The organism is Pseudoalteromonas sp. Ps84H-4, from assembly GCF_024124645.1.
GTDB lineage: Bacteria > Pseudomonadota > Gammaproteobacteria > Enterobacterales > Alteromonadaceae > Pseudoalteromonas > Pseudoalteromonas lipolytica_C.
Window position 1 is genome coordinate 66,064 of the sequence record NZ_JAMXSK010000001.1, and the last position, 21,589, is coordinate 87,652.

The window sequence follows — 21,589 nt, forward strand, 5'->3', positions numbered from 1 at the left end:
TCCAATTAATTTAAATTCAACTTAACGCTGCACAACTGTACTACAGTTTGTAGCCTGTCGCCACTATATAAACTTCCCGAGAACGGGCACGCGAAGCATCGGGCTTTCTAATTTTTACCGCTTTAAAGCTATTACGTACGTCCTGCAAGTATTGATCAAATCCTTCGCCTTGGAATACTTTGACACAAAATGCGCCGTTTTTCTTTAAAACTTGGTGACACATATCCAACGCGAGTTCTACTAGGTACATACTACCAGCTTGGTCAACAGATGTATTGCCGCTCATATTTGGTGCCATGTCAGAAAACACCACATCAACATTTTTTCCGTCAATACGAGTTAATAACGCATCAAGCACGGCTTCTTCACGGAAGTCGCCTTGCAAAAAGTCGACACCTGCTAGCGAATCCATTGGTAGGATATCACACGCAATAACTTGACCATTATCACCTACTTTTTCTGCTAAGTATTGTGACCAACTACCTGGAGCCGCACCTAAATCAACCACCGTCATTGATGGTTTGATTAATTTATCTTTGTTTTGAATTTCGTCTAATTTGAATACCGCACGAGAACGCCAGCCTTTCTTTTGCGCTTCGTGAACATAAGGATCGTCGAAATGTTCCTTCAGCCAACGCTTAGAACTGGCTGAATGTTTTTTATTTGCCATAAATTAATACGTAACTAATTAGTAATATTCTCTAGATGGCGTTAGAATACCCTTAATTCAAGCCATATTCAGCAAAATTTGTAACAACATGAAATTATCGAACAAACAAAAGCAGTTTTTAAAAGGTCAAGCACACAGTTTAAAACCTGTTGTATTACTTGGTGCTAACGGTTTAACCGAAGGTGTTTTGGTTGAGATTGACAGCGCTTTAGACATTCACGAATTAATCAAGGTTAAGGTACCTACTGATGATCGTGAAACTAAAGCATTGATTTTTGATGCGATTGTTCGCGAGACTAAAGCAGAGAAGCTTCAGACAATTGGTCACACAATTGTACTGTATCGTCAAAGCGAAGATAAAAAAATTCAATTACCACGCGGCTAAGTCCGTATCGGCAATTTAAAAATAAAAGCCAGCGTTACTCGCTGGCTTTTCTATTTCTGAATCGATTTTATTTTGTAACCAAACATGAGTCGCTTGCTATTTTTCTGCACGAGTGTATTTAAGTACCCGATTAATGAACTCAGTAGTTAATTCATTAATCAAACCCGTTTCGGCATTCAATACTAAACTAAAGCCAATATTCAAATGTGGAAACACCACAAGATCACTACGATAACCTTGCACCCAGCCACTATGGTAATAAAGTACTTCGTCATCATAGTCATAAATACGCCACCCTAATCCGTAAAAAGCATCATTTACGTGCTCTCGCCATACTCTGCGGCGAGTTTCCTTTTTGGTATGCGTATAAGGGCGTGTTTGTTTGATCAGCGCATCCAATGGCAGCACATCAGGGAATTGCCCTAATTGGGCGTTTAGCCATATTGCCATATCACTGGCGCTTGCATTTACACCTGCTGCCGCCGGCACCTTATAATAATTTTTCTTTAAACGTGATGTATACCAACGCTTTCTGCCACGCACATGTGGATGCGCATAGTTTTCATCTTTTACCATGCCTTCAAAACCAACGCTGGCATCATTCATTTTTAGTGGCGCAAAAATATATTCAGTGATCCAGTGGGAATAATCCATTTGAGTTGATTTTAAAATTACTGAATCAATTAAACTAAACATCACATTTTGATAGCCATAGCACTCACTAGGCTTACAAATTGGTTCTACTGCTAATAAACGTTCAACAATGTCGGGATAACTCATCCGTGATTCGATTAAGTTATCGTAGGCATTTGGCACCAAGCCGCTTGAATGACTCAATATATGATAAATTTTTAAATCATCTTTGTAGACGGTATTTGAAAACTCAGGAATAAATTTACTAATTGGATCATCAATATTAAATTCGCCTTGTGCCGCAAGTTTTGCAGTAAGTGAGCCTGCAAAAGTTTTTGACACTGAAGCTAAACGAAACCGAGTATGTTGGTTTACCCTGCGACCATCCTTTATTTTTGTTCGCCCAATCCCTTTGATGAAATCTTCTTCACCTAACTTCACAATCGCCAATGAACCGCCAGGTATACCTTTACTTGTTAACTTACGGGTTAAATATTTATTATAATCATTGACGAATGTTTGCCATTGCTGATCACTAGCAAGTGCATACCGACTTGAAAAAAGCTGAATAAGAAGGAGAAAAAAGAAAGGAATAAAACGTAAACTGTACTTCATTAGTTATTTTTTTTAAATTCGTTTAGGAAGTTTCTCATAACATAATATCATGAACTTTTGCTTCGACTAACGTACAATACGCTTAATCTTTATTTTTTATGGGTAGATTATACTATATGCGCTTTCTTTTTGTTTTGATTTTTTGTTTTATCTCAGTTGGTTGCGCTTTAAAACCAGAACCAGCACCGCTTTTAACTATGCCAAAAAAACCGACACTGCAAAGCCAATACTTTCAAATTGAGTATCAAACAGAGCACGAAGCTCCTAAAGTTAAGTCTGTTCAATTGCCAGCCCATGCCGTTAAAAAGAATCAGACTGTTACTATTATTGCCGACAAAACGAGTGTTACTGACACTCTTTATAAACAAATTTCAGATGCTTTAATCGAAAAACAATTAAAAGTAATAGAAGGTGATGAAGCTGATTACGCTTTGTCGATTCATCAGCTTGATTTAGATTTGGTTGATGATACTGAATATCAGCTAGTTAAGCCCGATAAAGCATTTCCATTGTTTGCAGATGTTGCTGCGCAATATCCAACTCAACAATGCGCAACTATTTTGGCACAAGTTAGCATGCGTCTAACGCATAAAAAGACCGGAGATGTGGTCTGGTTTGCAAAATCTTCAATCGACAGCGCGAGCTTTCACCGTGAGCCTCTTATTTATCGTGTAGAGCAACAGCAAACTATTAAAAATGAGCTAGAAGTTGCCAGCTTTATTCATGCACAAAATACTGAACAAGCTCGTCTAGAGCGCATTAACAAAAAAGTACAGGTACCGCCTTACCAAACTGTGATGCGTATGAGTTCATTAACTAAGCAACAAGGTCCGTGTAATCGCACTGAAATTAGTGCTCTAACACCTATGATGCAATATTACCTCAGCAGCATCCTGCTCGATAAAATTAAAGTACAATAACATCTAGGCTGTTTGTTTTACCCATAAACAAACAGCCTATCTTTTAGTACTCGTAACACTTTCTTACACATCTAAGCCCACACCTACATTTTTTTACAGATTACAGGAACTCGATAACAATATACTATATCCTCTTACGACATTACTTTTTCGAAACAAGGATGAGACATTGCGAGTTTACGCCACCATTTTAGTACTTTGCTTGTGGTTTTTCGCTGCATCAAGCCATGCCAGTAATCGCTATTATGCTGACAACACTTTGGAGCCAAGCCAAGGCTTTGCTTGGGACTGGGGCATTGGAGCGGGTTATTACATCGAAGACTCTTACCTAGTGGGCATGGATTCATACAATGATGGTTTTGAGCCAGACATTCACCTTGCAATATCGTATGAAAAGTTTTACCTCGATTATGACCAAAGCCAATTAAGTGGTGGCCTAACTATGGGCTATAGCTTGATTGACAAGTTTGAATGGGGTCTTGATTTAGTCGGTACAAACATTCAATCTGGTTTTGATGAAACTGGTCTCGCCTTTTATGGTGACGATGTCATCGATGAACTAGCAGGGATAAAAAATAGAAATTACGATTTTGATGTTGGCTTGCGTTTATCTCGCCGCTTTGAAAACTCGCAAATTTCATTTGAGTATTTACAAGATGTTTCCGGCACACATAATGGCTGGGTAATGAATTCGTTTTATAGCCAAATAATTCCATGGCGAAACTGGGAGTTTCGTTCTGGTGTTGGCTTAAGTGCCTATTCTGAAGACTTTACTAATTATTATTTTGGTATTTCAGAATCAGAAGCACTTGCAAACCGCCCTGTTTATCGCCCTGATACCTCTTACAGCCTGATCTTTGAATTTCATGCCGAATATCCGCTTAACAGACATTGGGTATTCTTAACAGGCTGGCTGTCTACTTGGTTTTCTAGTGATATTCACCAAAGCCCTATTATTTCACAACAGTATCAGCATAAAGCCAAGGTAGGCGTGCGCTATGTCTTTTAAGTATTATTTCATCATAGCGTTCGGGTTATCTGCCTCATTACATGCGCAAGAACAACAATCCGTTGATACTAAAGCTAATGCCTTGGTTGCATTACCTGACACCTGTGTTGCACTTCGTGAGGGCAGAAGCTGTTACGCCGATGTAGACATTAGTTGGCAACAACAGAGCATAGGCAATTATTGCTTACGCAACGAACAAAGCAAACACATCATTCAATGCTGGCTGATGCAACAAAAGGGTTTATTTCGCTACGAATTCGACTCAGCAGAAACAATTGGCTTTGAACTTATTAATAGTGACAACGGCAAAGTCGTTGCCACCACTGAAATACAATTACAGTGGGTTTATAAAAATCGTCAAAAGAAACGCCGTTGGCGACTGTTCTAACCGTTTGGAGTAAATAATGGAACATTACGGAACAATATTATTAGTTGAAGATGATATTTCACTCGCCAATTGGGTGGCCGAATACTTAATTGAACAAGGTTATAAAACCACTATTTGTTCACGAGGCGACCTCGTTGTTGAGCAGGTACGTAAAACAGCTCCTGACTTAGTGTTACTCGATATAATGCTGCCCGGACAAGACGGCATTAGTGTTTGTCGTGATTTAAGGCAGTTCTATCAGGCTCCTATTATCATGCTGACAGCACGCGACGAAGAAATGGATGAAGTGATTGGTCTTGAAGTAGGTGCTAGTGATTACATGATGAAGCCTGTGCGTCCTCGTGCTCTGCTCGCGCGCATAAAAGCCGCATTGCGCTCTAAAACTGACTCGCAAGATACCAGCAAAGAAAGTACCACAATCAATGTTGGTAAACTCACTATCAATACAGAATCACGTACTGTGTACTTTGGCGAAGATGAAGTTCATATTTCAAGTGCAGAATATTTATTATTACATTACCTTGCCAGTAATGCAGGCCAAGTGGTATCACGAGACGCCGTGTTTAAGGCGACGAAAGGCAGAGAGTATGATGGCTTAGACAGAAGTGTCGATGTGCTCATCTCGTCTTTACGTAAAAAGTTTAATGATGATCCACAACACCCAGAAAAAATTAAAACGATCTGGGGCAAAGGCTATTTGCTTGTTTCGACAGCGTGGCAGTAAACGCGTGTGAAAAAGTTTTACCTTTCCTTATTAGGCAGTGCACTCCTTTCAATTATCATTTTGGGTTGGCTTATTGACGCGTTCAGTCAGCAAACCCAAACGCCTCATGACGTTTTTTATAGCGAAACCCAAATGATAAAAGGTTTTGCAAAACAATTAGCAGCAATTTCACCCAGCCAACGCCCACAAGCTATCAAGCAACTTAATGATGACTTTACTGTTCAGCTTGAATACAGACCAACCCAATCGCTTGCTTTACCTCAATCATTACTTGCACAAATTACGCAACCAAGCGGGCTTATTCTCGAAGATCAACAAGGTTATTACTTGCTTTACAGTGAACCAAACTTAGGGCCACACCATTTAAAAATGCGCTTAATGAAAGACCATAGCCATGAACAAGGTAACGATGTGTTACTAACTATGCTTTTTTATGCTGGGCTTTGTGTGTTCATGGGTTTTATCATTACTCCATTAGCAAAGCGCTTATCGGTGTTAAATGACGCGGCGCAACGTTTTGCTAAAGGTGACTTGAAAAGCCGCATTCATGTATCACATTTTACCTATATCAAGGACGTCGAGCTAACCTTTAACCGCATGGCAAGCCAGATAGAAAAGCTACTTGAAGAAAACAAGTTGATGGCGTCAAGTTTATCGCATGATATACGAACACCTATTGCCTGTTTACGGTTTGGGTTAGAGGCAGCACAAGATAGTCCAAACGAACAAAAACGTCTGGAGTACCTTGCCCGTATGGAGCAAGATCTTGATCAAATGGAGTCGATGCTAAAAAGCTACCTTGCTTTTGCCACACTAGAACAAAAAGCGAATCAGCTCACTTTTAATGAGTCAGATCTTGATAGTTATACCCTTACTTTAGTTCACCAACTAGAACCTAAACTGGAGCAACGTCAGCTTCGCATTCAGCAACAAATCGAACCTGGCGCTGTATGTGCCGATCTACACTGGTTAGCCAGAGCAATCGTTAATTTATTGAGCAACGCTTGTGATTTTGCGACATCAGAAATTCTGATTTCCGCTAAACAAGCTGGAAATCAGGTTATTTTTACAATTGAAGATGATGGTCCGGGAATAGATCCAAAAAACTGGCATAAAGTATTCAGTCCATTTTTCCAAGAGCAGACTCATCGTAATCGAGATGGTGAAAGTTATGGACTAGGTTTAGCCATTGTCGCTAAAGTTGCTGACTGGCACCACGGCACTGTCAGCGTTACAAAGAGCAAACAGCTCGGAGGCGCTTGTTTTACTCTTTCAATTCAAAATAAAAGCCTTTAAACATGTTTCAATTATGTTAATTGTCTCGTATTGTAGAGAACAATTGCACGAAATGTACGCTGACTTCAAAGATAACAATATATAGAACGAATTTGACCTAGATTAACTCTTTTTATTTGATGTTAATTCAAGTAGATTGTCAGCGCCGTCAAAGATAGAGAAGTAAAATAATATGAGCGCATCACGTGGGGAGTTCAGCTCCCGCTTTGGATTTATAATGGCTGCAGCGGGCTCTGCCGTTGGCCTAGGAAACATTTGGGGCTTCCCAACACAAACAGCAAGTAATGGCGGTGCCGCTTTTTTGGTTGCCTATTTAGTACTGGCGTTTTGTTTAGCTTATCCTGCATTAATGGCAGAGCTAGTTATTGGTCGTCATGGGCAAGCTAATGCTGTCAGTTCGCTTAGAAAAGTGACTAATCATCAGTGGCAGAAGAAATTTGCATTTATGGTTGGGTTTGGTGGCATTATCTGTGCGGGCCTTATCTTAAGCTTTTATGCTATTGTTGCAGGCTGGATGCTAAGTGCTACTTTAGAGCCTGTCGCACAGTTATCTGGGCAAGCCCAAGCAAGCACTTGGTTAAGTGAGCAGTCACTATCAAGAAACTTAATATTCACAGCTGCTTTTATCATTTTGACCGTGTCAATTATTTCGAAAGGTGTAGAAAACGGCATCGAAAAGTGGTCAAAGCGCTTAATGCCTGCATTGCTAGGTATTTTGTTCATGCTGATCATTTATGTAATGACGCAAGATGGGGCTATTGCTGGCTTAAAAGCGTATTTAGTGCCTGACTTTTCTTCAATTTTAAATCCTGAGCTACTTGTTAATGCTTTAGGTCAAGCATTCTTCTCACTATCGCTCGGTACAAGTGTGATGATTATTTATGGCTCATACATCAGTAAAAAAGAAAACCTCGTATCGCTAGGTGCATATGTAACGCTTATTGACGTGTTTATTGCTTTTGTAGCCGGTTTATTAATTATCCCTGCAATGTATGTAGCACAGGCACAAGGCGTACAGATATTTTCGCCTGAAGGCGCATTACTTTCTGAAGATACCTTGGTGTTTCAGGTATTACCTGCCCTGTTTACAAGTATGGGAGATGTAGGTATTTTTGTTGGCTTTGCTTTCTTTGCTTTGATGAGCATCGCCGCATTAACTTCATCAATTTCAATGCTAGAAGCCCCAGTGTCTTATGCAGTTGAACGCTTTGCTTTAAAGCGTGTGCAAGCAACTTGGATCATCGGCGGTATTATTGCACTGATAAGTTTTACGATAGTGTTTAATCTAGGGACGCTATTTGGCTTTGTAATAACTTTAACCACTAAAATTGGCCAACCAATTCTTAGCTTAATGTGCTGTATTTTTGTAGGCTGGATCTGGCATAGAGCATCTTTATTAAAAGAAATTCAGCAAGGCTGCCCTGATGTTGCGAATAGCTTCTTCTGGAAAGTATGGCCATGGTATATCAAGTTCATTTGCCCACTTGCCATCTCACTCGTGTTTGCAAACTCACTGTTAAGTTAACACATTGCTGAGGTAGCCATTTGGCTACCTCAGACACATATCTTGATGTGGAATACCATCTTCTAAATAATCATCACCCACATTCTCAAAGCCAAACTGCTGATAAAACCCTGTTAAGTAGCATTGAGCCCCAATCATAATTGCTTTATCAGGCCAGTGTTCTAGACAGGTATCAATTGCCATTTGCACGAGTTTAGTCGCTAACCCTTCACCGCGAAATTGCTGCGCAACCAGCACACGACCAAATGCACTATACTGCTCATTTTTCTTATAACAACGTGCATAGGCTGCAAGTTGCTGCTCTCTGAATAAAAATACGTGCTGAGTTAATTCATCATTATCAACATCGTCAATTTCCGGGTAAGGACAGTTTTGTTCTACGACAAATACGTCTACCCGGGCACGTAAAATTGCGAGCAACTCATCTTTACTGAGTTCGTCATAACTTTTAACAATATACATAACGCTCCTTTTCGAAGACAAAAAACCCAGCCTTAGCTGGGTTTTAACTAACTATTCAGTCGTTAGTCTTTAAGCAAATAATCGTTCAAGCTGGTCACATAACTGGGATAGATTTACGTGATCATGCTCAATAGTTAAATCCACATAACCATCACCTCTAAAGGCACGGTCAAGCTCAATTAGCACATGTGTTTTATGAGCTTCAGGAACAAATGATAATTCAATCTCTTGTAAGCCAAATAAGCTTCGACTGTTTGGTCGATACTCAAGCTCTTGGTAGCAGCCTGAATGAGATTGAAAAGTAGGTGCGCGCAAATAACCTTTTTCAACATCTGCTTTTACTAAATTAAAACCAAGCCTATCCATTGCTTCCATTAATGTACTAACAGCATCATTAGGGTAAATGTGTAAGGCATCACGATCCGTTGGGTCGAGTGCTAAATCAATATCTAAACCTGTCTCAAGCCAGACATGGGATTGATTATAGCCGGCATTGATTTCTGTTATTGGGGTTTCAGAATGTAGTCGTGCTTCAAACGGGATATGCTTTTCTGCACCGGCACTGATAATACCAATATCTGGAATACGCCACTTTTCAATGACATGATTGGTAAAATAATCGCCTTCTTCGCTTTCAACTTTTACACGCGTCATAAGCGCCAAATCTAAACCAGCAATTTCTTGATCAACATCACCGCCTTTAATCACAATCATAGCGTTGAACTTTTGACCTGGTTGCAAGTGCTCTGTCTCAAGTACAGTGTCAACTTTAGCTGCACCAATACCTACTGATGCAAGGATTTTCTTAAACATCTTTTCTCCTTAAGCCAACTTTAATAAAAGACGACTTAAATTCCTTCGTTATTGCATCTTAACCACAATTAAAAGCTATTGTCAGCGAAAAAATGGTGCTTTTGACGGATTAATCAATAAATAGCGCAAATGTGTTTATTTTTTAAACTCTTCTGCTTCGATATTGTTTTCCAATAAGAAATATTTCGCTACACTGCTAACAAATGAAGTTACAAGAATAATTATGGAATTAATCTACTTTGCTACTGCGTTTGTCTGTGGCTTTGCTGTTTACCAGTTAAAGCTTCCTCCTCTTATTGGCTTTTTGTTAGCAGGCTTCGCGCTTAATTTATATGGCTATAAAACAACAGAATTACTCAATACCCTTGCAAACTTAGGTGTTACCCTGCTGCTATTTAGTATTGGCCTTAAACTAAAAGTGGCTAATTTAATCAAGACTCAGGTGTGGGCCCCTGCTTCATTACATATTGTAATTAGTAGCACACTGTTCAGTGCTTTTATGCTGCTGCTTGGCGCAATTGCACTGCCTTTATTCAGCGAGCTTACATGGCAAAGCGCATTGTTAGTGGGCTTTGCTTTTAGTTTCTCAAGTACAGTGTTTGCTGTGAAGGTACTTGAAGAGCGCGGCGAGATGGCCAGTCTGCACGGTAAAATCTCCATCGGTATTCTGGTTATGCAAGACATCTTCGCGGTGATCTTCTTGGCTATTAGTACAGGAAAAGCGCCGAACATTTGGGCGCTGGCGCTATTAGTTGCTTTACCTCTGTTACGCCCAGTTATGTTTTGGGTATTAAACCGATCAAAGCACGGTGAGTTATTACCTTTATTTGGCTTTTTCTTTGCCCTTGTTATTGGCTATCACGCTTTTGAATTTGCAGGCTTAAAAGGTGATTTAGGTGCATTGATAATAGGCATGATGTTCGCTGCACATAAAAAAGCGGGTGAATTATCAAAGTCTCTTCTTAATCTAAAAGATATATTACTCGTTGGTTTTTTCTTAAATATTGGTTTGAATGCAGAGCTAACTAGCCACGCAGTACTTGTTGCGCTGGTATTAGTTTTCGTATTACCGATAAAAGTGGCGCTGTATTATGTATTAACTAATGCATTCAAACTGCGCGCACGTACTTCTTTGTTAAGTGCTTTTAGCCTTGCAAACTACAGTGAGTTTGGGCTTATTGTTTGTGCCGTTGCAGCATCAAGCAATATGATCACTTCAGAATGGCTTGCAGTAATGGCAATTGCTGTTTCGATCACCTTTATTTTGGCATCCCCCCTTAACAAACGTTCGAATGAAATCTACGTTAAAATTGAGCGCTGGTTACTTAAATTTGAAAGTGATACTCGGCTTGCAGAAGAGCTGCCAGTTAACCTTAACGATACTAAGATTGTGATATTTGGTATGGGTCGGATTGGAACCGGTGCTTATGAAACAATTAGTCAAACTCATCCAAACCTTGTTGCTGGTATCGATATAAAACCCGATGTGGTAGAGAAACATATTCAACGTGGTCGTCGAGTATTACTTGCCGACGCAACTGACCCTGATTTTTGGCAACGAGTAAACCATTCACATGTTGGTATGGTTATGTTGGCAATGCCTAAGCATATGCAAAATATTTTTGCCTTGGAGCAACTTCGGGCTTCAGGTTATCAAGGTCAAGTAACGGCGATAGCAAATTACCCTGACCAACAAAAAGAATTAGAAGATATGGGGGTTGACTCTACTTACAACTTCTATTTAGAGGCCGGTAGTGGCTTTGCGGAGCATGTAAAACAGAAACTTTTTTCATAATGTAAAAAATAATTCTCGGTTCCTCTAAATGGAACCGAGAATTATTTCACTATATTCAGTTAGTTGCCAAGTCTATTTTCTTACCTTTAAACCCTCGTCCCCTTACTAGGTCAACGCTATTTACAAAGCTTTACATCAACAATAGCAATCTCTACTAAAAAAAGAGTAGAATCAATCTCAAGGTACTAAGCTAAGTATCTATTTTTAACACAAAAACGTTTAACTTCACTGTGGTTTTGCGCCTTTTTGATACACTGTAGTTAAATGGATTGAGGTTATTTAAATGAAAGATAAGTTTACCAGTGAGTTTTTAGCAAACACGGATGATGCACGTTCCGGGAAACTTGTAGATATACAACAGCGGCTTGATGAGTTACAGCAAAATGGTATGACAGCAACGGATATTAGAGCTGTGCTATTCAACAAGATGCTAGATGTTTATCAAGTACCAAGCGATCATTTTCTTCGTGAAATCGACACACCCGATAGAATTGATGACCCTAATATTCTGCTTAAACTCAAACAGCTTGGTTTTACAAAAAAACGTCGATATCAACTTCACTAATAGTTATTAGAAATTAGTGAATATTTTCAGAGGGCCTACCTCCCTCACTAAATAGGCTGTTTCTTGCCCGTCACAGCCTATTTTCTCTCCTTGTTTTACCGTATCATCTCCCTTTTATACAAATCTGAGAATAAGATGGATCCAGCACTACTCAAACGTGCCATAAATACAAAGATGCCCTTTGGCAAGTATGCAGGTCGACCATTGCTGCTCCTACCCGAGCCATATTTAGTGTGGTTTAAACAGCAGGGATTTCCTGAGGGTCAATTAGGGGCACAACTTGCGATGATATACGAAGTAAAACTCAATGGTCTTGAAAAAATGCTAATGCCACTATTAGATGAAAAATAATTAAATTTTTTGAGAACTTTTATAAATTAGTATGGTCTATTACTTTGCTACTTGTTTATTTTTGGTTTTAACCTTTAAAAAGCGCCTCAGGCGCTTTTTTTATATCTGTAACATTTAGTCAAAGTAATAGCCAGTTACTTAAGTAAACATAGTTGTGGCAATAACCCCGCCTTTATAACAAGATAACAATTACGTCATTAAGTTGTTCTCGGTCATTGCGGATTGGTATAAGGTTTTTGAGATTTACTTATCTTTAAATAATCGAATAACAAACTTCGCACCACCGAGCGTTGAGTCACACACCTGTAGTTGTCCTCGATGCCAGCTGACAATTTTAGCCACTATCGCAAGCCCCAAGCCAAAACCCCCTGTTTTCTTATCACGGCTTTTATCTAATCGTGTAAAGGGCTTTAGGATGCTCTGCCATTCAGACTGAGCAATACCTGGGCCATCATCTTCAACTATTATTTGAACGGCATCTGGGTGTTCTTCAAGTATCAAATTTATTTTATGATGCGCATATTTTTGTGCATTACCGAGTAAATTTTGAATGCAGCGCGCAATAAAGTGCTCATCACAATTATAATAAAGCTGTGACGGCGCATTAACTGCAATGTCAATGTCTGTAGCAAACTCAAGTTTATTTACCACACTATTAACTAATGCGGTTAAATCACAAGAATGGCTTTTTAAACTGGGTTGATGAGAGTCAAGTCGTGCATATTCGAGCATTTCAGAAACCAAGGCTTCAAGCTCAGCAATATCTGCCTGCATATTATCAATATAGATAAACGATTTCTCATTCTCAATTTGTTCCTCTAGCATCGCCACTGCAAACTTTAAGCGCGCAAGTGGTGTTCTAAATTCATGAGAAACAGACGAAGTCAGTTCTTGCTGCGCTGCTAAAAGATATTGAATACGTTCTTGCAACGCATTTAAGGTATCGGTAATGGGAAGAAAAAAGGATTTAGATGCATCTTGTAATTCAAAATCCTGTGCCCCACCCACAGCTTCACATGCAAGCGTTAACTTATTAAAGTCTCGCCAAAGTAAAAAGCTCCATAGCCCAACAGGTAAGCCAATCACAGTTAATAATAAAAAGTAAGGCCAAACGGAACTAAAGCTAGGGTTAGCTACAGATAAAGGGCCTATATGCAACAATTGCGCATCATTCAGGGCTACGTACCAAACTACACGCTGGTCATGATTAAACACATAGAGGTAATGCTTTTCATTGAGTTGCGTTTTCAGGTTTTCAGGAAGGGCAAGATCGCTACGATTGATTATCTCGCTATTAAACTCTTGCTTTAGTTTTGTTAAACCATCTTCTGTTTGACTGAGAAGCCAAAGTGATTTGCCAAATTCTTGATCAAGTGCAATATGTTGCTGTGTATCTTCATAGGGCCATAACTGTTCTATGACCCCACTAACTAAAAACAGAGAAACTATTATATATAAATATAAGCTAGCAAATAGTTTCCCCATTAATGATTACATGTCCCATGCATCAGATACGAAAAGGTAACCTTGGCCCCAAACAGTTTTGATACGATATGGTTTGTCACTATTATCACCTAGTTTCTTGCGGATCCGAGATACGCGAACATCAACGGTACGGTCTAAGCCATCATACTGACGACCAATCATATGTTGATGTACATGTTCACGGCTTAACACTTCACCTGCATTTGAAGCGAGTAACCATAGTAACTCAAACTCATGAGATGTAAGTGTAATTTCGTTGCCTTTAAGTGTAACAATGCGACTGGTTTTATCAATGCTTAAATCACCAAACGTGAGCTCTTCAGGTGCTTTATTTGAAGCTTGGCCTCGGCGCAATAATGCATTAATGCGTGCAAGTAAAACACGTGGTTCTGCTGGTTTAATAACATAATCGTCAGCACCAAGTTCAAGCCCAATCACTTGGTCAAAATCTTCGCCTTTGGCGGTGAGCATTAAAATGGGTAGATTAAATTTATCACGTACTTGACGGCAGACACTAAAACCATCTTTGCCTGGTAACATGACATCTAATATCATTAAATCAACTGGGTTATTCTCTAAATAATCGAATACTTCATCGCCGCGTTCAAGGACCGCAACATCCAACCCATTATGCTGAAGGTAATCCTTGGTTAACTGCTGTAAGCCTAGATCATCTTCAACAAGTAAAATCTTTGCCATTGGTTGCTCCTGAATTAAAAAAAGCTCCACGGTGAGCGCAATCTTCGTCTCTTTGTTTTTGCTTCAGTGCTTTGCACTTCGACTTTTGCGGTTGCAATTTCGCTCCCCGTATGCGGATTGACTAAGGAGTATATTGTTTCAACCTGAACCCGCGCTTTATGGTTTAACACCCCTTTGCGAAGACCTTGCCAGCACTGTATCTGCTGCTCATTTTGGTATAAACACAGATCTTGAGGCTGCGCTATTTGCCAGCTAATTTTTAAATCAAGATCACAAAACTCATGCTGTTGAAGCACAACACACACTTTAGGTGAGATATCAAACTGAGTCGCTTGCGCATGGCTTGGGAACGGCCAAGTAACTACTGCAAACACACACAGACTAAAAACAAAATACTTCATATTAAAAAATATGATTGAATCCTATAAAAGCAGTCATTGAATACGTGTGTTCAAAAAGCGGACTGTCATCCACGGCTGAATAGTCATAATATGCTAAATGAAAACGAAGAGAGTTAGCCTCACTCAATGGCCAACGAGCGTCGATTTTAGCATAAGGTTGCCAACTACTGCCAACATCAATTTCCCCATATGAGGTCTCTTCAGCCGATAAACCATAAAAATAATCATTAAGGCCGGCTGATTTGTACCAAACACCGAGACTTGGTGCAACACTGAGGTTACCTACTTGATAATGAGACTGCCATTGCAGCGCACTTCGCATTCCATTGTAAACACCAGAAACATCCATTAGTGCTTGCACAGAAAAGACGTGGTTATTTTGAATGTAATGATAACTAAGACCTGCATCGAGCGCCCAACGTCGATGGCGAATATCATCAACAGATACTGTTTTACTGCTTAATTCATTGCTGCTTGTTGACTCGACTATAAAGCTACTAGATGAATTTAGCGCAAATACATTGCTTGGATGAAAATCGATAAAAAAGCGAGTTTCGGGGTTAAACTCAGTGACAACATTAAGCACATGAGAGTTACTCTCTAAAAAAGAATAACCTAATCGGCCATTGTCAAAAAACCACTTATCTGCATAGTAGGCAACTTCAGGGAGCAAAACTAAGGGTAAGTTATCGCCACCGTGTAATGGATTTGTAATAGCACCAATACCAGTATTAATACTGATATGCCATTGATTGGTTTCTATTTCTTGGTTTGCCTTGCGGCTTTCACGTTCAGTGCGAGTTGAATCATCAGCATACGCTTGATTAACTAACATGACAGTCAAAGCATATATCGCTGCGCACATCCTGATCGCTTGAGACTTCATTATTGTTGTTACGACCAAAAAGATTTTCTAATGACTGCATACTATCAAGATGTGAACAAACTGTCCTTGCTAGGTTACAACTATTCACAAATTTGATACAAATATCGATAAACTCTGTTTATGCTGGTTACTCTTCGATAATTTCGACGCGGTTTCGGCCATGTTCTTTAGCTAAATAAAGAGCCCTATCGGCAATTGCAATAAGTTGTTCTGGTTGACTATTTTTAGATTTAATCGCAACACCAAAGCTTGCAGTGACGTGTCTTAAGATAGTCTCAGATTTAGGGTCTTTGATCTGTAACTTAGTTATAGCTTGACGTAACTGTTGGGTAAAATTGGTCATATCACTGATTGTGGCAAAATGTGCTGTAAAACAGAACTCTTCTCCACCATAGCGGTATACTTGCCCGACACTCGAGACATGTTTTAATAATTTAGTTGCAACAGCGCGCAATGTTTGATCACCCTTTTGATGACCAAAAGTGTCGTTAAATGATTTGAAATGATCAATATCAACCATAACAAGTACGGCAACCCCAGAAATATCAGGTGCTTGGCAAAACTGAACCACATCTTCGTCAAACTTGCCTCTATTGAACAGCCCTGTCAGGGGATCTCTTTCAGCCTTACTTTGAGATTTAATGAGCTCTTGTTTTAACTCAGTGATCTCTGAGTAAGCATGCGCAAGTTGATTTTGAAAGTCCTGAGCACGATTTTGTAAGGCAGCAGATTTGTCACTCAAACGCTCAACACACAAAAGAACTTCATCAAAGCCACTCTCTTGGCTTATATCGGCCTCATTAAGTTTGTCACGACACTCTTTTAAAACCGAATCAAACTCTGCAGAATAAGTTAGTGCCTCGCTAATATCATGATGGACCTTACCAACAACATCACTAAATCCATCAGATAGTTGATAAAACAAAGCCATGTCATCATTTGAAAGGTATTTGTTAAACAAGTAATTGGCTTGCTCAGTGCTGCAGGTATTGTATTTATTGATAATAGTGTCTAATTCTTGACTGAGCTCGTGATTCTTTTCGCTAACATAGCAATACCACAGCGCATAATTGAGTGGCGTAATAGGTATTTTATACTTAACCATCAAAGGGATGGCTTGTTTTAAACAGTGACTTGAAAAACTTAAAGAATGTCCGGCTTGTGCTGACAGGGTCATAAATCTTTGCAATCCTGATATTATTATTTAGATTCACGTTAGCAATCGCTTAAAAAAAATCAATATAAAAACCGCTTGAAGTATAAAAAAACAGCATAAAACACGACATACTTTTTTCTAAACCAATACTAAATAACTAATATAAAATCCGCCAAACCGCTCACTAACAACTACTTTTCAATTGTATCATCTTAAAATATTAGATTGCCTGTTGTGTCATTGATTGTGCAATACTCCAAATTGCGTTTAAAGCAGGATCGTGGCGCTCTTTGTTTAGCACAGCTAAACCTATTTCAAAGCCATCAATACTTTGCTCTGCATCACTAACTATCTGCACCTTGTCTTTTAATGGACTATTATCTAGAACGATTTTAGGAACCATAGCAATACCTAAACCTAAGCTCACCATAGAAACCATTGCTTCGTGCCCTGCCACCTGAGCATAAATACGGCCATGAATATTATTTTTTCGCCACCATTGCTCTAGGCGCTGCCTAGATAAACCTTGCTCAGCAACAATAAATTCTAAAGCAGACCAATCAATTTGCTCAGCACTTGCAAGCTTTTCGCTGATCGGACAGACAATTTTTGGTGCAATTAATACCAAAGGAGAATAACCAATACTGGTAAAAGCAACTTGCCCAGGTAATTTTGCTGGCTTTGCTGCGATTGCCATTGCTTCATGGCCATCTAATACTCGGTTAATAGCTAACGCGGGATCGCCGGTATTTAAGGTGATCTCTATATAAGGGTGCTGCATGCGAAGCTGTTCTAATATTTGATGTAAAAAGCTATACGATGCAGTCACAGAGCAATATATGCTGACATTGCCATAAATATGCTGCTGGGGCTCTTGGACATTTGCTTTAAAACGATGCCAACTGGCCAATGTCGCATTAGCGTACTCAATAAAAGACTCACCTTCTCGTGTTAATTTTACAGAGCGGTTATCCCGATTAAATAACACCACTCCGACTTCTTCTTCGAGCTGTTTAATATTTCGACTTAACGTAGGCGCACTAATATGACAAAGCTCACTCGCTCTGGCGAAATGTAGCGTCTTAGCTAAAGCCAAAAAGTAATGTAGATGTTTGTGATCCATAAACCCACCATTTCATTTTATGAAACACTTTAATTCAAATATATCATTTTACGCAAGGCAAAAAATTGCATACTGTTAACTCACACAGGGGGCAACAGATTGGCTCTTTGTTTTCTAACAAATTAGTTTTTTATAGGACACTAACAATGGCGAATTATTTTAATACTCTTCCTTTAAGAGAGCAGTTAGCGCAATTAGCGCAGTGTGAATTTATGGATCCTTCAGAGTTCTCTGAAGGCGTTGATGCTTTAAAAGGAAAAAAACTCGTTATTGTCGGTTGTGGTGCTCAGGGCCTTAACCAAGGTTTGAACTTACGTGATTCAGGCTTAGATGTTTCTTATACATTACGTGAGTCAGCTATTGCCGAGCGTCGTCAATCATTCTTAAACGCAACTGAAAATGGCTTTACTGTTGGTACATACGAAGAACTTATTCCAACAGCAGATGTAGTACTAAACCTAACACCAGATAAACAACATACTTCTGTTGTTACTGCAATCATGCCTTTAATGAAGCAAGGCGCAACACTAGCATATTCACACGGTTTCAATATCGTTGAAGAAGGCATGCAAATTCGTGAAGACTTAACAGTTATCATGGTTGCACCAAAATGCCCTGGCTCTGAGGTTCGTGAAGAATACAAGCGTGGCTTTGGTGTACCGACTCTTATTGCTGTTCACCCTGAAAACGACCCTCAAGGTCATGGTCTTGCACAAGCTAAAGCATACGCTGTTGGCACCGGTGGTCATCGTGCAGGTGTATTAAAGTCATCATTCATTGCAGAAGTAAAATCTGACTTAATGGGCGAGCAAACAATTTTATGCGGTATGCTGCAAACAGGTTCACTACTTTGTTTTGATAAAATGGTCGAAAAAGGCATTGATCCAAGCTACGCATCTAAATTAATTCAATACGGTTGGGAAGTAATCACCGAAGCTCTTAAATACGGTGGCGTCACTAACATGCTTGACCGCCTGTCAAACCCAGCAAAAATAAAAGCGTTTGAACTAGCCGAAGAGCTAAAAACAATTATGCGTCCGCTTTATAACAAGCATATGGACGATATCATCAGCGGTGAGTTTTCTCGTGGCATGATGGCTGATTGGGCTGAAGACGATGCAAAATTACTTGCATGGCGTGCTGAAACAGCTGAAACAGCATTTGAAAAGCAACAAAATACAGATCAAGAAATCAACGAACAAACGTTCTTCGACCAAGGTATTTTAATGGTTGCAATGGTTAAGGCTGGTGTAGAGCTTGCGTTCGAAACCATGACTGCTGCAGGTATTATCGCAGAGTCAGCTTACTATGAGTCATTACACGAAACGCCGCTTATCGCAAATACCATTGCGCGTAAAAAGCTATTCGAAATGAACAGAACAATTTCAGATACAGCAGAATACGGCTGTTACCTATACAACCATGCGTGTTTACCGCTATTACAAGACTTTATGAAAAACATCGACACAGATGTAATTGGTAAAGGCTTAGATACAACAAGTAATCAAGTAGATAACCAAGCATTGATTGCTGTAAACAAAGCTCTACGTGAGCACCCAGTTGAGGTAGTAGGTAGCAAGCTACGTGGTTATATGTCAGCAATGAAGAAAATTGTTTAACCCTGGAAAGTAAGTTTCGCTTGTTAGAAACCAAGCCCAATTGCTAATATGCTTTGGGCTTTTTTTTTGTTCCTACATTGATTCGTCATCTGCAAAGTGTATGCTAAAATTACTGACTTAAATGTTGTAAACTAAGACACTTTCATGGCGTTAAATCAACTCACCATTACTAAAAAGATAACACTGCTTGGCAGTGCAATTGCATTAATTGTTGCCGCTCTCATTGGCGCAACAGCTCTGTACAGTGCAAAACAAATCATCGAACAACGAATGATTGAATCTGAGCTACCTAGCAAGCTACAAGCAATTGATAATTATATTACTCACGATATAAATCAAATGATCAGCGCCGCTGAGCAACTCTCTAGTAACGAATTTGTATTAGAGTGGGCGCGTTCAGGCAATACTGATGATAAAACACTGCTAAAAGAGCTTAACCGCCTTGTTAAGCAATACGATTTAGCAACCGCTTCTTGGGCTAATCGTGAAACGGCACAATACTGGAATCAAGACGGTTTCTTGCGAGTTTTAACTAAAGATCAAGATGGTTGGTTTTTTGCGTTTACTAACACAACACAGCCGTTTTCTATTAGTATCTATCAAGAATCACCAACTGATGTGAAAATGTTTGTAAACCACCAGCAAACCAATGGCATTGGTTTAGCCGGCCTTGCAAAAAGCATTGACGATATGCAAGCAATGCTAAAGCGCTTCCAAATCGAAGAAACAGGGTTTGTATTTTTAGCTGACAAAAATGGGTTAATCCAGCTGCATAAAGATGCTGATAAAGTCGCGAAAGCAAAACTTGATAGTATCTACTCGCCGGGTATTACAAACACACTCTTAACAAACCAAGACTTCAACCTACAAGAAATCGAGCTTAATGGTGAAGCCACTTTAGTTGCTGCAAGTCCAATCAAAAATACAGATCTATTTGTTATCGCTCAGGTACCAAAACATGAAGTATTTTCGAGCATTCAAGTTTTACAATGGCAAATTATAAGCTTTGCTATTGTTATTGCACTTATAGCGAGCTTTGCAGGCTTATTATTAGCACGCACACTGTCATCTCCTCTTTCAAAAATGGCTGAACTGTTTACTCGTTTAGGCTCAGGTGATGCTAATTTAGCGTACCGACTACCTGACTCAGAGCAGCCTGAACTTGCTAATTTATCAGCTGGTTTCAATCAATTTATTTCTAAGATAGAAACAGCAATCAGCCAAGTTGCACAAGAAAGTAGCGAAATAAGACAAAGTGCCTCTCATGTTTTTAAACAAGCGCAAAAGAACTCTGAAGCGCTTGATAATCAAAAAGAGCAAACTATTTCTGTTGCTGCTGCTATTAATGAAATGGGCGCAACCGTGCAAGAGATAGCCTCAAGTGCTGCAAATACTGCCAAGTTAACACAAAGCAGCAAAGATAATACTAAGCAAAGCCACACTCAGGTCACACAAAGTAAAGAAGCGATAATAGAACTGGCGACCGATATCGATAATATTACAGAGCAAGTGAATGAGCTGGCACATAAAACACAAGCCATTGCCAGTATCGTTGACTCAATCAGAGGTATTTCAGAGCAAACAAATTTACTGGCTCTTAATGCGGCTATTGAATCCGCACGAGCTGGTGAGCATGGCCGTGGTTTTGCTGTTGTGGCAGATGAAGTAAGAGCACTTGCAAACCGAACTTCACAATCAACAACTGAAATTCAAACCATGATCAGTGAACTAAGTAGTACCTCTGACTCAGTGGTAAATCATATAAATCACTCGAAATCACAGGCTCAGGTTAGCGTTGAAGCAATGCAAAGTTCAGTAGAATTACTCAATGCCATTAATGATGCAGCTAATGAAATCAATGATATGGCAACACTCATTGCGACCGCTACTGAAGAGCAAAGTAACGTGGTAGCTGATGTAGGCCGCAACATTGAGCAAATTAGTGATATCAGCGATACCGTGATGCGTGAGCAAATTGATACAGAGCAAGCGATTAAAGATTTAGCAAGTAGCGCACAAACCTTAGATGACCTTGTTGCTACATTTGATAAACGCTGACATGTTTTGTA

The 21,589-nt window shown here is 39.5% G+C and carries 22 protein-coding genes; 12 read left to right on the plus strand and 10 right to left on the minus strand.

The features are described 5' to 3' along the window. Positions 1-40 precede the first annotated feature (40 nt). Positions 41-670 (minus strand): 23S rRNA (uridine(2552)-2'-O)-methyltransferase RlmE, encoded by a 630-nt coding sequence (gene rlmE / locus NH454_RS00290; protein WP_135924079.1) that lies wholly within the window; start codon positions 668-670, stop codon positions 41-43. An 88-nt stretch (positions 671-758) separates the two neighbouring features. Here rlmE and yhbY point away from each other — a divergent pair, with 88 nt between their 5' ends. Beyond that, positions 759-1,055, plus strand: a complete 297-nt coding sequence (gene yhbY, locus NH454_RS00295) for a ribosome assembly RNA-binding protein YhbY (RefSeq protein WP_135924078.1) — start codon at positions 759-761, stop codon at positions 1,053-1,055. Between the two features lie 96 nt (positions 1,056-1,151). Here yhbY and NH454_RS00300 read toward each other — a convergent pair whose 3' ends face one another. After that, complete coding sequence (locus tag NH454_RS00300) at positions 1,152-2,303, minus strand: serine hydrolase domain-containing protein (RefSeq protein WP_138556971.1); 1,152 nt, start codon at positions 2,301-2,303, stop codon at positions 1,152-1,154. A 116-nt stretch (positions 2,304-2,419) separates the two neighbouring features. Here NH454_RS00300 and NH454_RS00305 point away from each other — a divergent pair, with 116 nt between their 5' ends. From NH454_RS00305 to NH454_RS00330, 6 genes are all read left to right on the plus strand, one after another. Beyond that, complete coding sequence (locus tag NH454_RS00305) at positions 2,420-3,223, plus strand: hypothetical protein (protein WP_135924076.1); 804 nt, start codon at positions 2,420-2,422, stop codon at positions 3,221-3,223. 169 nt (positions 3,224-3,392) lie between these two features. Next, the gene (locus tag NH454_RS00310; RefSeq protein WP_235383494.1) at positions 3,393-4,232 is read left to right on the plus strand and encodes a MipA/OmpV family protein; all 840 of its coding nucleotides are present in this window, start codon (positions 3,393-3,395) and stop codon (positions 4,230-4,232) included. After that, positions 4,222-4,620, plus strand: coding sequence for a DUF3019 domain-containing protein (locus NH454_RS00315; RefSeq protein ID WP_235383493.1), 399 nt, complete (start codon positions 4,222-4,224; stop codon positions 4,618-4,620). The genes NH454_RS00310 and NH454_RS00315 overlap by 11 nt, the downstream gene beginning before the upstream one ends. Before the next feature lie 16 nt (positions 4,621-4,636). Further along, a complete protein-coding gene (locus NH454_RS00320; RefSeq protein ID WP_135924073.1) occupies positions 4,637-5,344 on the plus strand; it encodes a response regulator transcription factor in 708 nt (235 codons plus the stop codon). A gap of 6 nt (positions 5,345-5,350) precedes the next feature. Beyond that, on the plus strand, positions 5,351-6,640 hold the full coding sequence (locus tag NH454_RS00325) for an ATP-binding protein (protein WP_235383492.1): 1,290 nt from the start codon (positions 5,351-5,353) through the stop codon (positions 6,638-6,640). A gap of 172 nt (positions 6,641-6,812) precedes the next feature. Beyond that, positions 6,813-8,165: a sodium-dependent transporter gene (locus NH454_RS00330; protein ID WP_253038030.1), complete on the plus strand. Its 1,353-nt coding sequence runs from the start codon at positions 6,813-6,815 to the stop codon at positions 8,163-8,165. Positions 8,166-8,189: 24 nt separating this feature from the next. Here NH454_RS00330 and NH454_RS00335 read toward each other — a convergent pair whose 3' ends face one another. Continuing rightward, complete coding sequence (locus NH454_RS00335; protein WP_138556976.1) at positions 8,190-8,627, minus strand: GNAT family N-acetyltransferase; 438 nt, start codon at positions 8,625-8,627, stop codon at positions 8,190-8,192. A 69-nt stretch (positions 8,628-8,696) separates the two neighbouring features. Next, positions 8,697-9,440 carry a sporulation protein gene (locus NH454_RS00340; RefSeq protein WP_135924069.1) on the minus strand — a complete coding sequence of 248 codons (744 nt, stop codon included), beginning with the start codon at positions 9,438-9,440 and terminating at the stop codon, positions 8,697-8,699. A gap of 223 nt (positions 9,441-9,663) precedes the next feature. On the opposite strand from NH454_RS00340, the gene NH454_RS00345 reads away from it, so the two are divergent. The 3 genes from NH454_RS00345 (at position 9,664) to NH454_RS00355 (ending at position 12,151) form a co-directional block, all read left to right on the plus strand. After that, positions 9,664-11,235, plus strand: coding sequence for a cation:proton antiporter family protein (locus NH454_RS00345; RefSeq protein ID WP_235383491.1), 1,572 nt, complete (start codon positions 9,664-9,666; stop codon positions 11,233-11,235). 283 nt (positions 11,236-11,518) lie between these two features. Beyond that, on the plus strand, positions 11,519-11,800 hold the full coding sequence (locus tag NH454_RS00350; protein ID WP_135924067.1) for a hypothetical protein: 282 nt from the start codon (positions 11,519-11,521) through the stop codon (positions 11,798-11,800). A gap of 135 nt (positions 11,801-11,935) precedes the next feature. Beyond that, entirely contained in the window at positions 11,936-12,151 is a 216-nt protein-coding gene (locus tag NH454_RS00355) for a DUF3820 family protein (protein ID WP_138556978.1), read from the plus strand. Positions 12,152-12,394: 243 nt separating this feature from the next. Here the strand turns inward: NH454_RS00355 and NH454_RS00360 are convergent, their stop codons facing one another. The 6 genes from NH454_RS00360 to ilvY all read right to left on the minus strand — a co-directional run bounded on the left by NH454_RS00360 (position 12,395) and on the right by ilvY (position 17,901). Beyond that, on the minus strand, positions 12,395-13,636 hold the full coding sequence (locus NH454_RS00360; RefSeq protein ID WP_138556979.1) for an ATP-binding protein: 1,242 nt from the start codon (positions 13,634-13,636) through the stop codon (positions 12,395-12,397). A 6-nt stretch (positions 13,637-13,642) separates the two neighbouring features. Beyond that, on the minus strand, positions 13,643-14,335 hold the full coding sequence (locus tag NH454_RS00365) for a response regulator (protein WP_135924064.1): 693 nt from the start codon (positions 14,333-14,335) through the stop codon (positions 13,643-13,645). Between the two features lie 14 nt (positions 14,336-14,349). After that, on the minus strand, positions 14,350-14,736 hold the full coding sequence (locus NH454_RS00370; RefSeq protein WP_135924063.1) for a DUF3019 domain-containing protein: 387 nt from the start codon (positions 14,734-14,736) through the stop codon (positions 14,350-14,352). Between the two features lies 1 nt (position 14,737). Beyond that, complete coding sequence (locus NH454_RS00375; RefSeq protein ID WP_235383496.1) at positions 14,738-15,571, minus strand: MipA/OmpV family protein; 834 nt, start codon at positions 15,569-15,571, stop codon at positions 14,738-14,740. A gap of 178 nt (positions 15,572-15,749) precedes the next feature. Then, on the minus strand, positions 15,750-16,799 hold the full coding sequence (locus NH454_RS00380; protein WP_135924061.1) for a GGDEF domain-containing protein: 1,050 nt from the start codon (positions 16,797-16,799) through the stop codon (positions 15,750-15,752). 199 nt (positions 16,800-16,998) lie between these two features. After that, positions 16,999-17,901: an HTH-type transcriptional activator IlvY gene (ilvY, locus tag NH454_RS00385; protein ID WP_135924060.1), complete on the minus strand. Its 903-nt coding sequence runs from the start codon at positions 17,899-17,901 to the stop codon at positions 16,999-17,001. A gap of 146 nt (positions 17,902-18,047) precedes the next feature. Between ilvY and ilvC the strand changes: the two genes are divergently transcribed. Beyond that, positions 18,048-19,520, plus strand: coding sequence for a ketol-acid reductoisomerase (gene ilvC / locus NH454_RS00390; protein WP_135924059.1), 1,473 nt, complete (start codon positions 18,048-18,050; stop codon positions 19,518-19,520). Positions 19,521-19,664: 144 nt separating this feature from the next. Then, complete coding sequence (locus NH454_RS00395; RefSeq protein ID WP_135924058.1) at positions 19,665-21,578, plus strand: methyl-accepting chemotaxis protein; 1,914 nt, start codon at positions 19,665-19,667, stop codon at positions 21,576-21,578. The last annotated feature ends 11 nt before the right edge of the window (positions 21,579-21,589 follow it).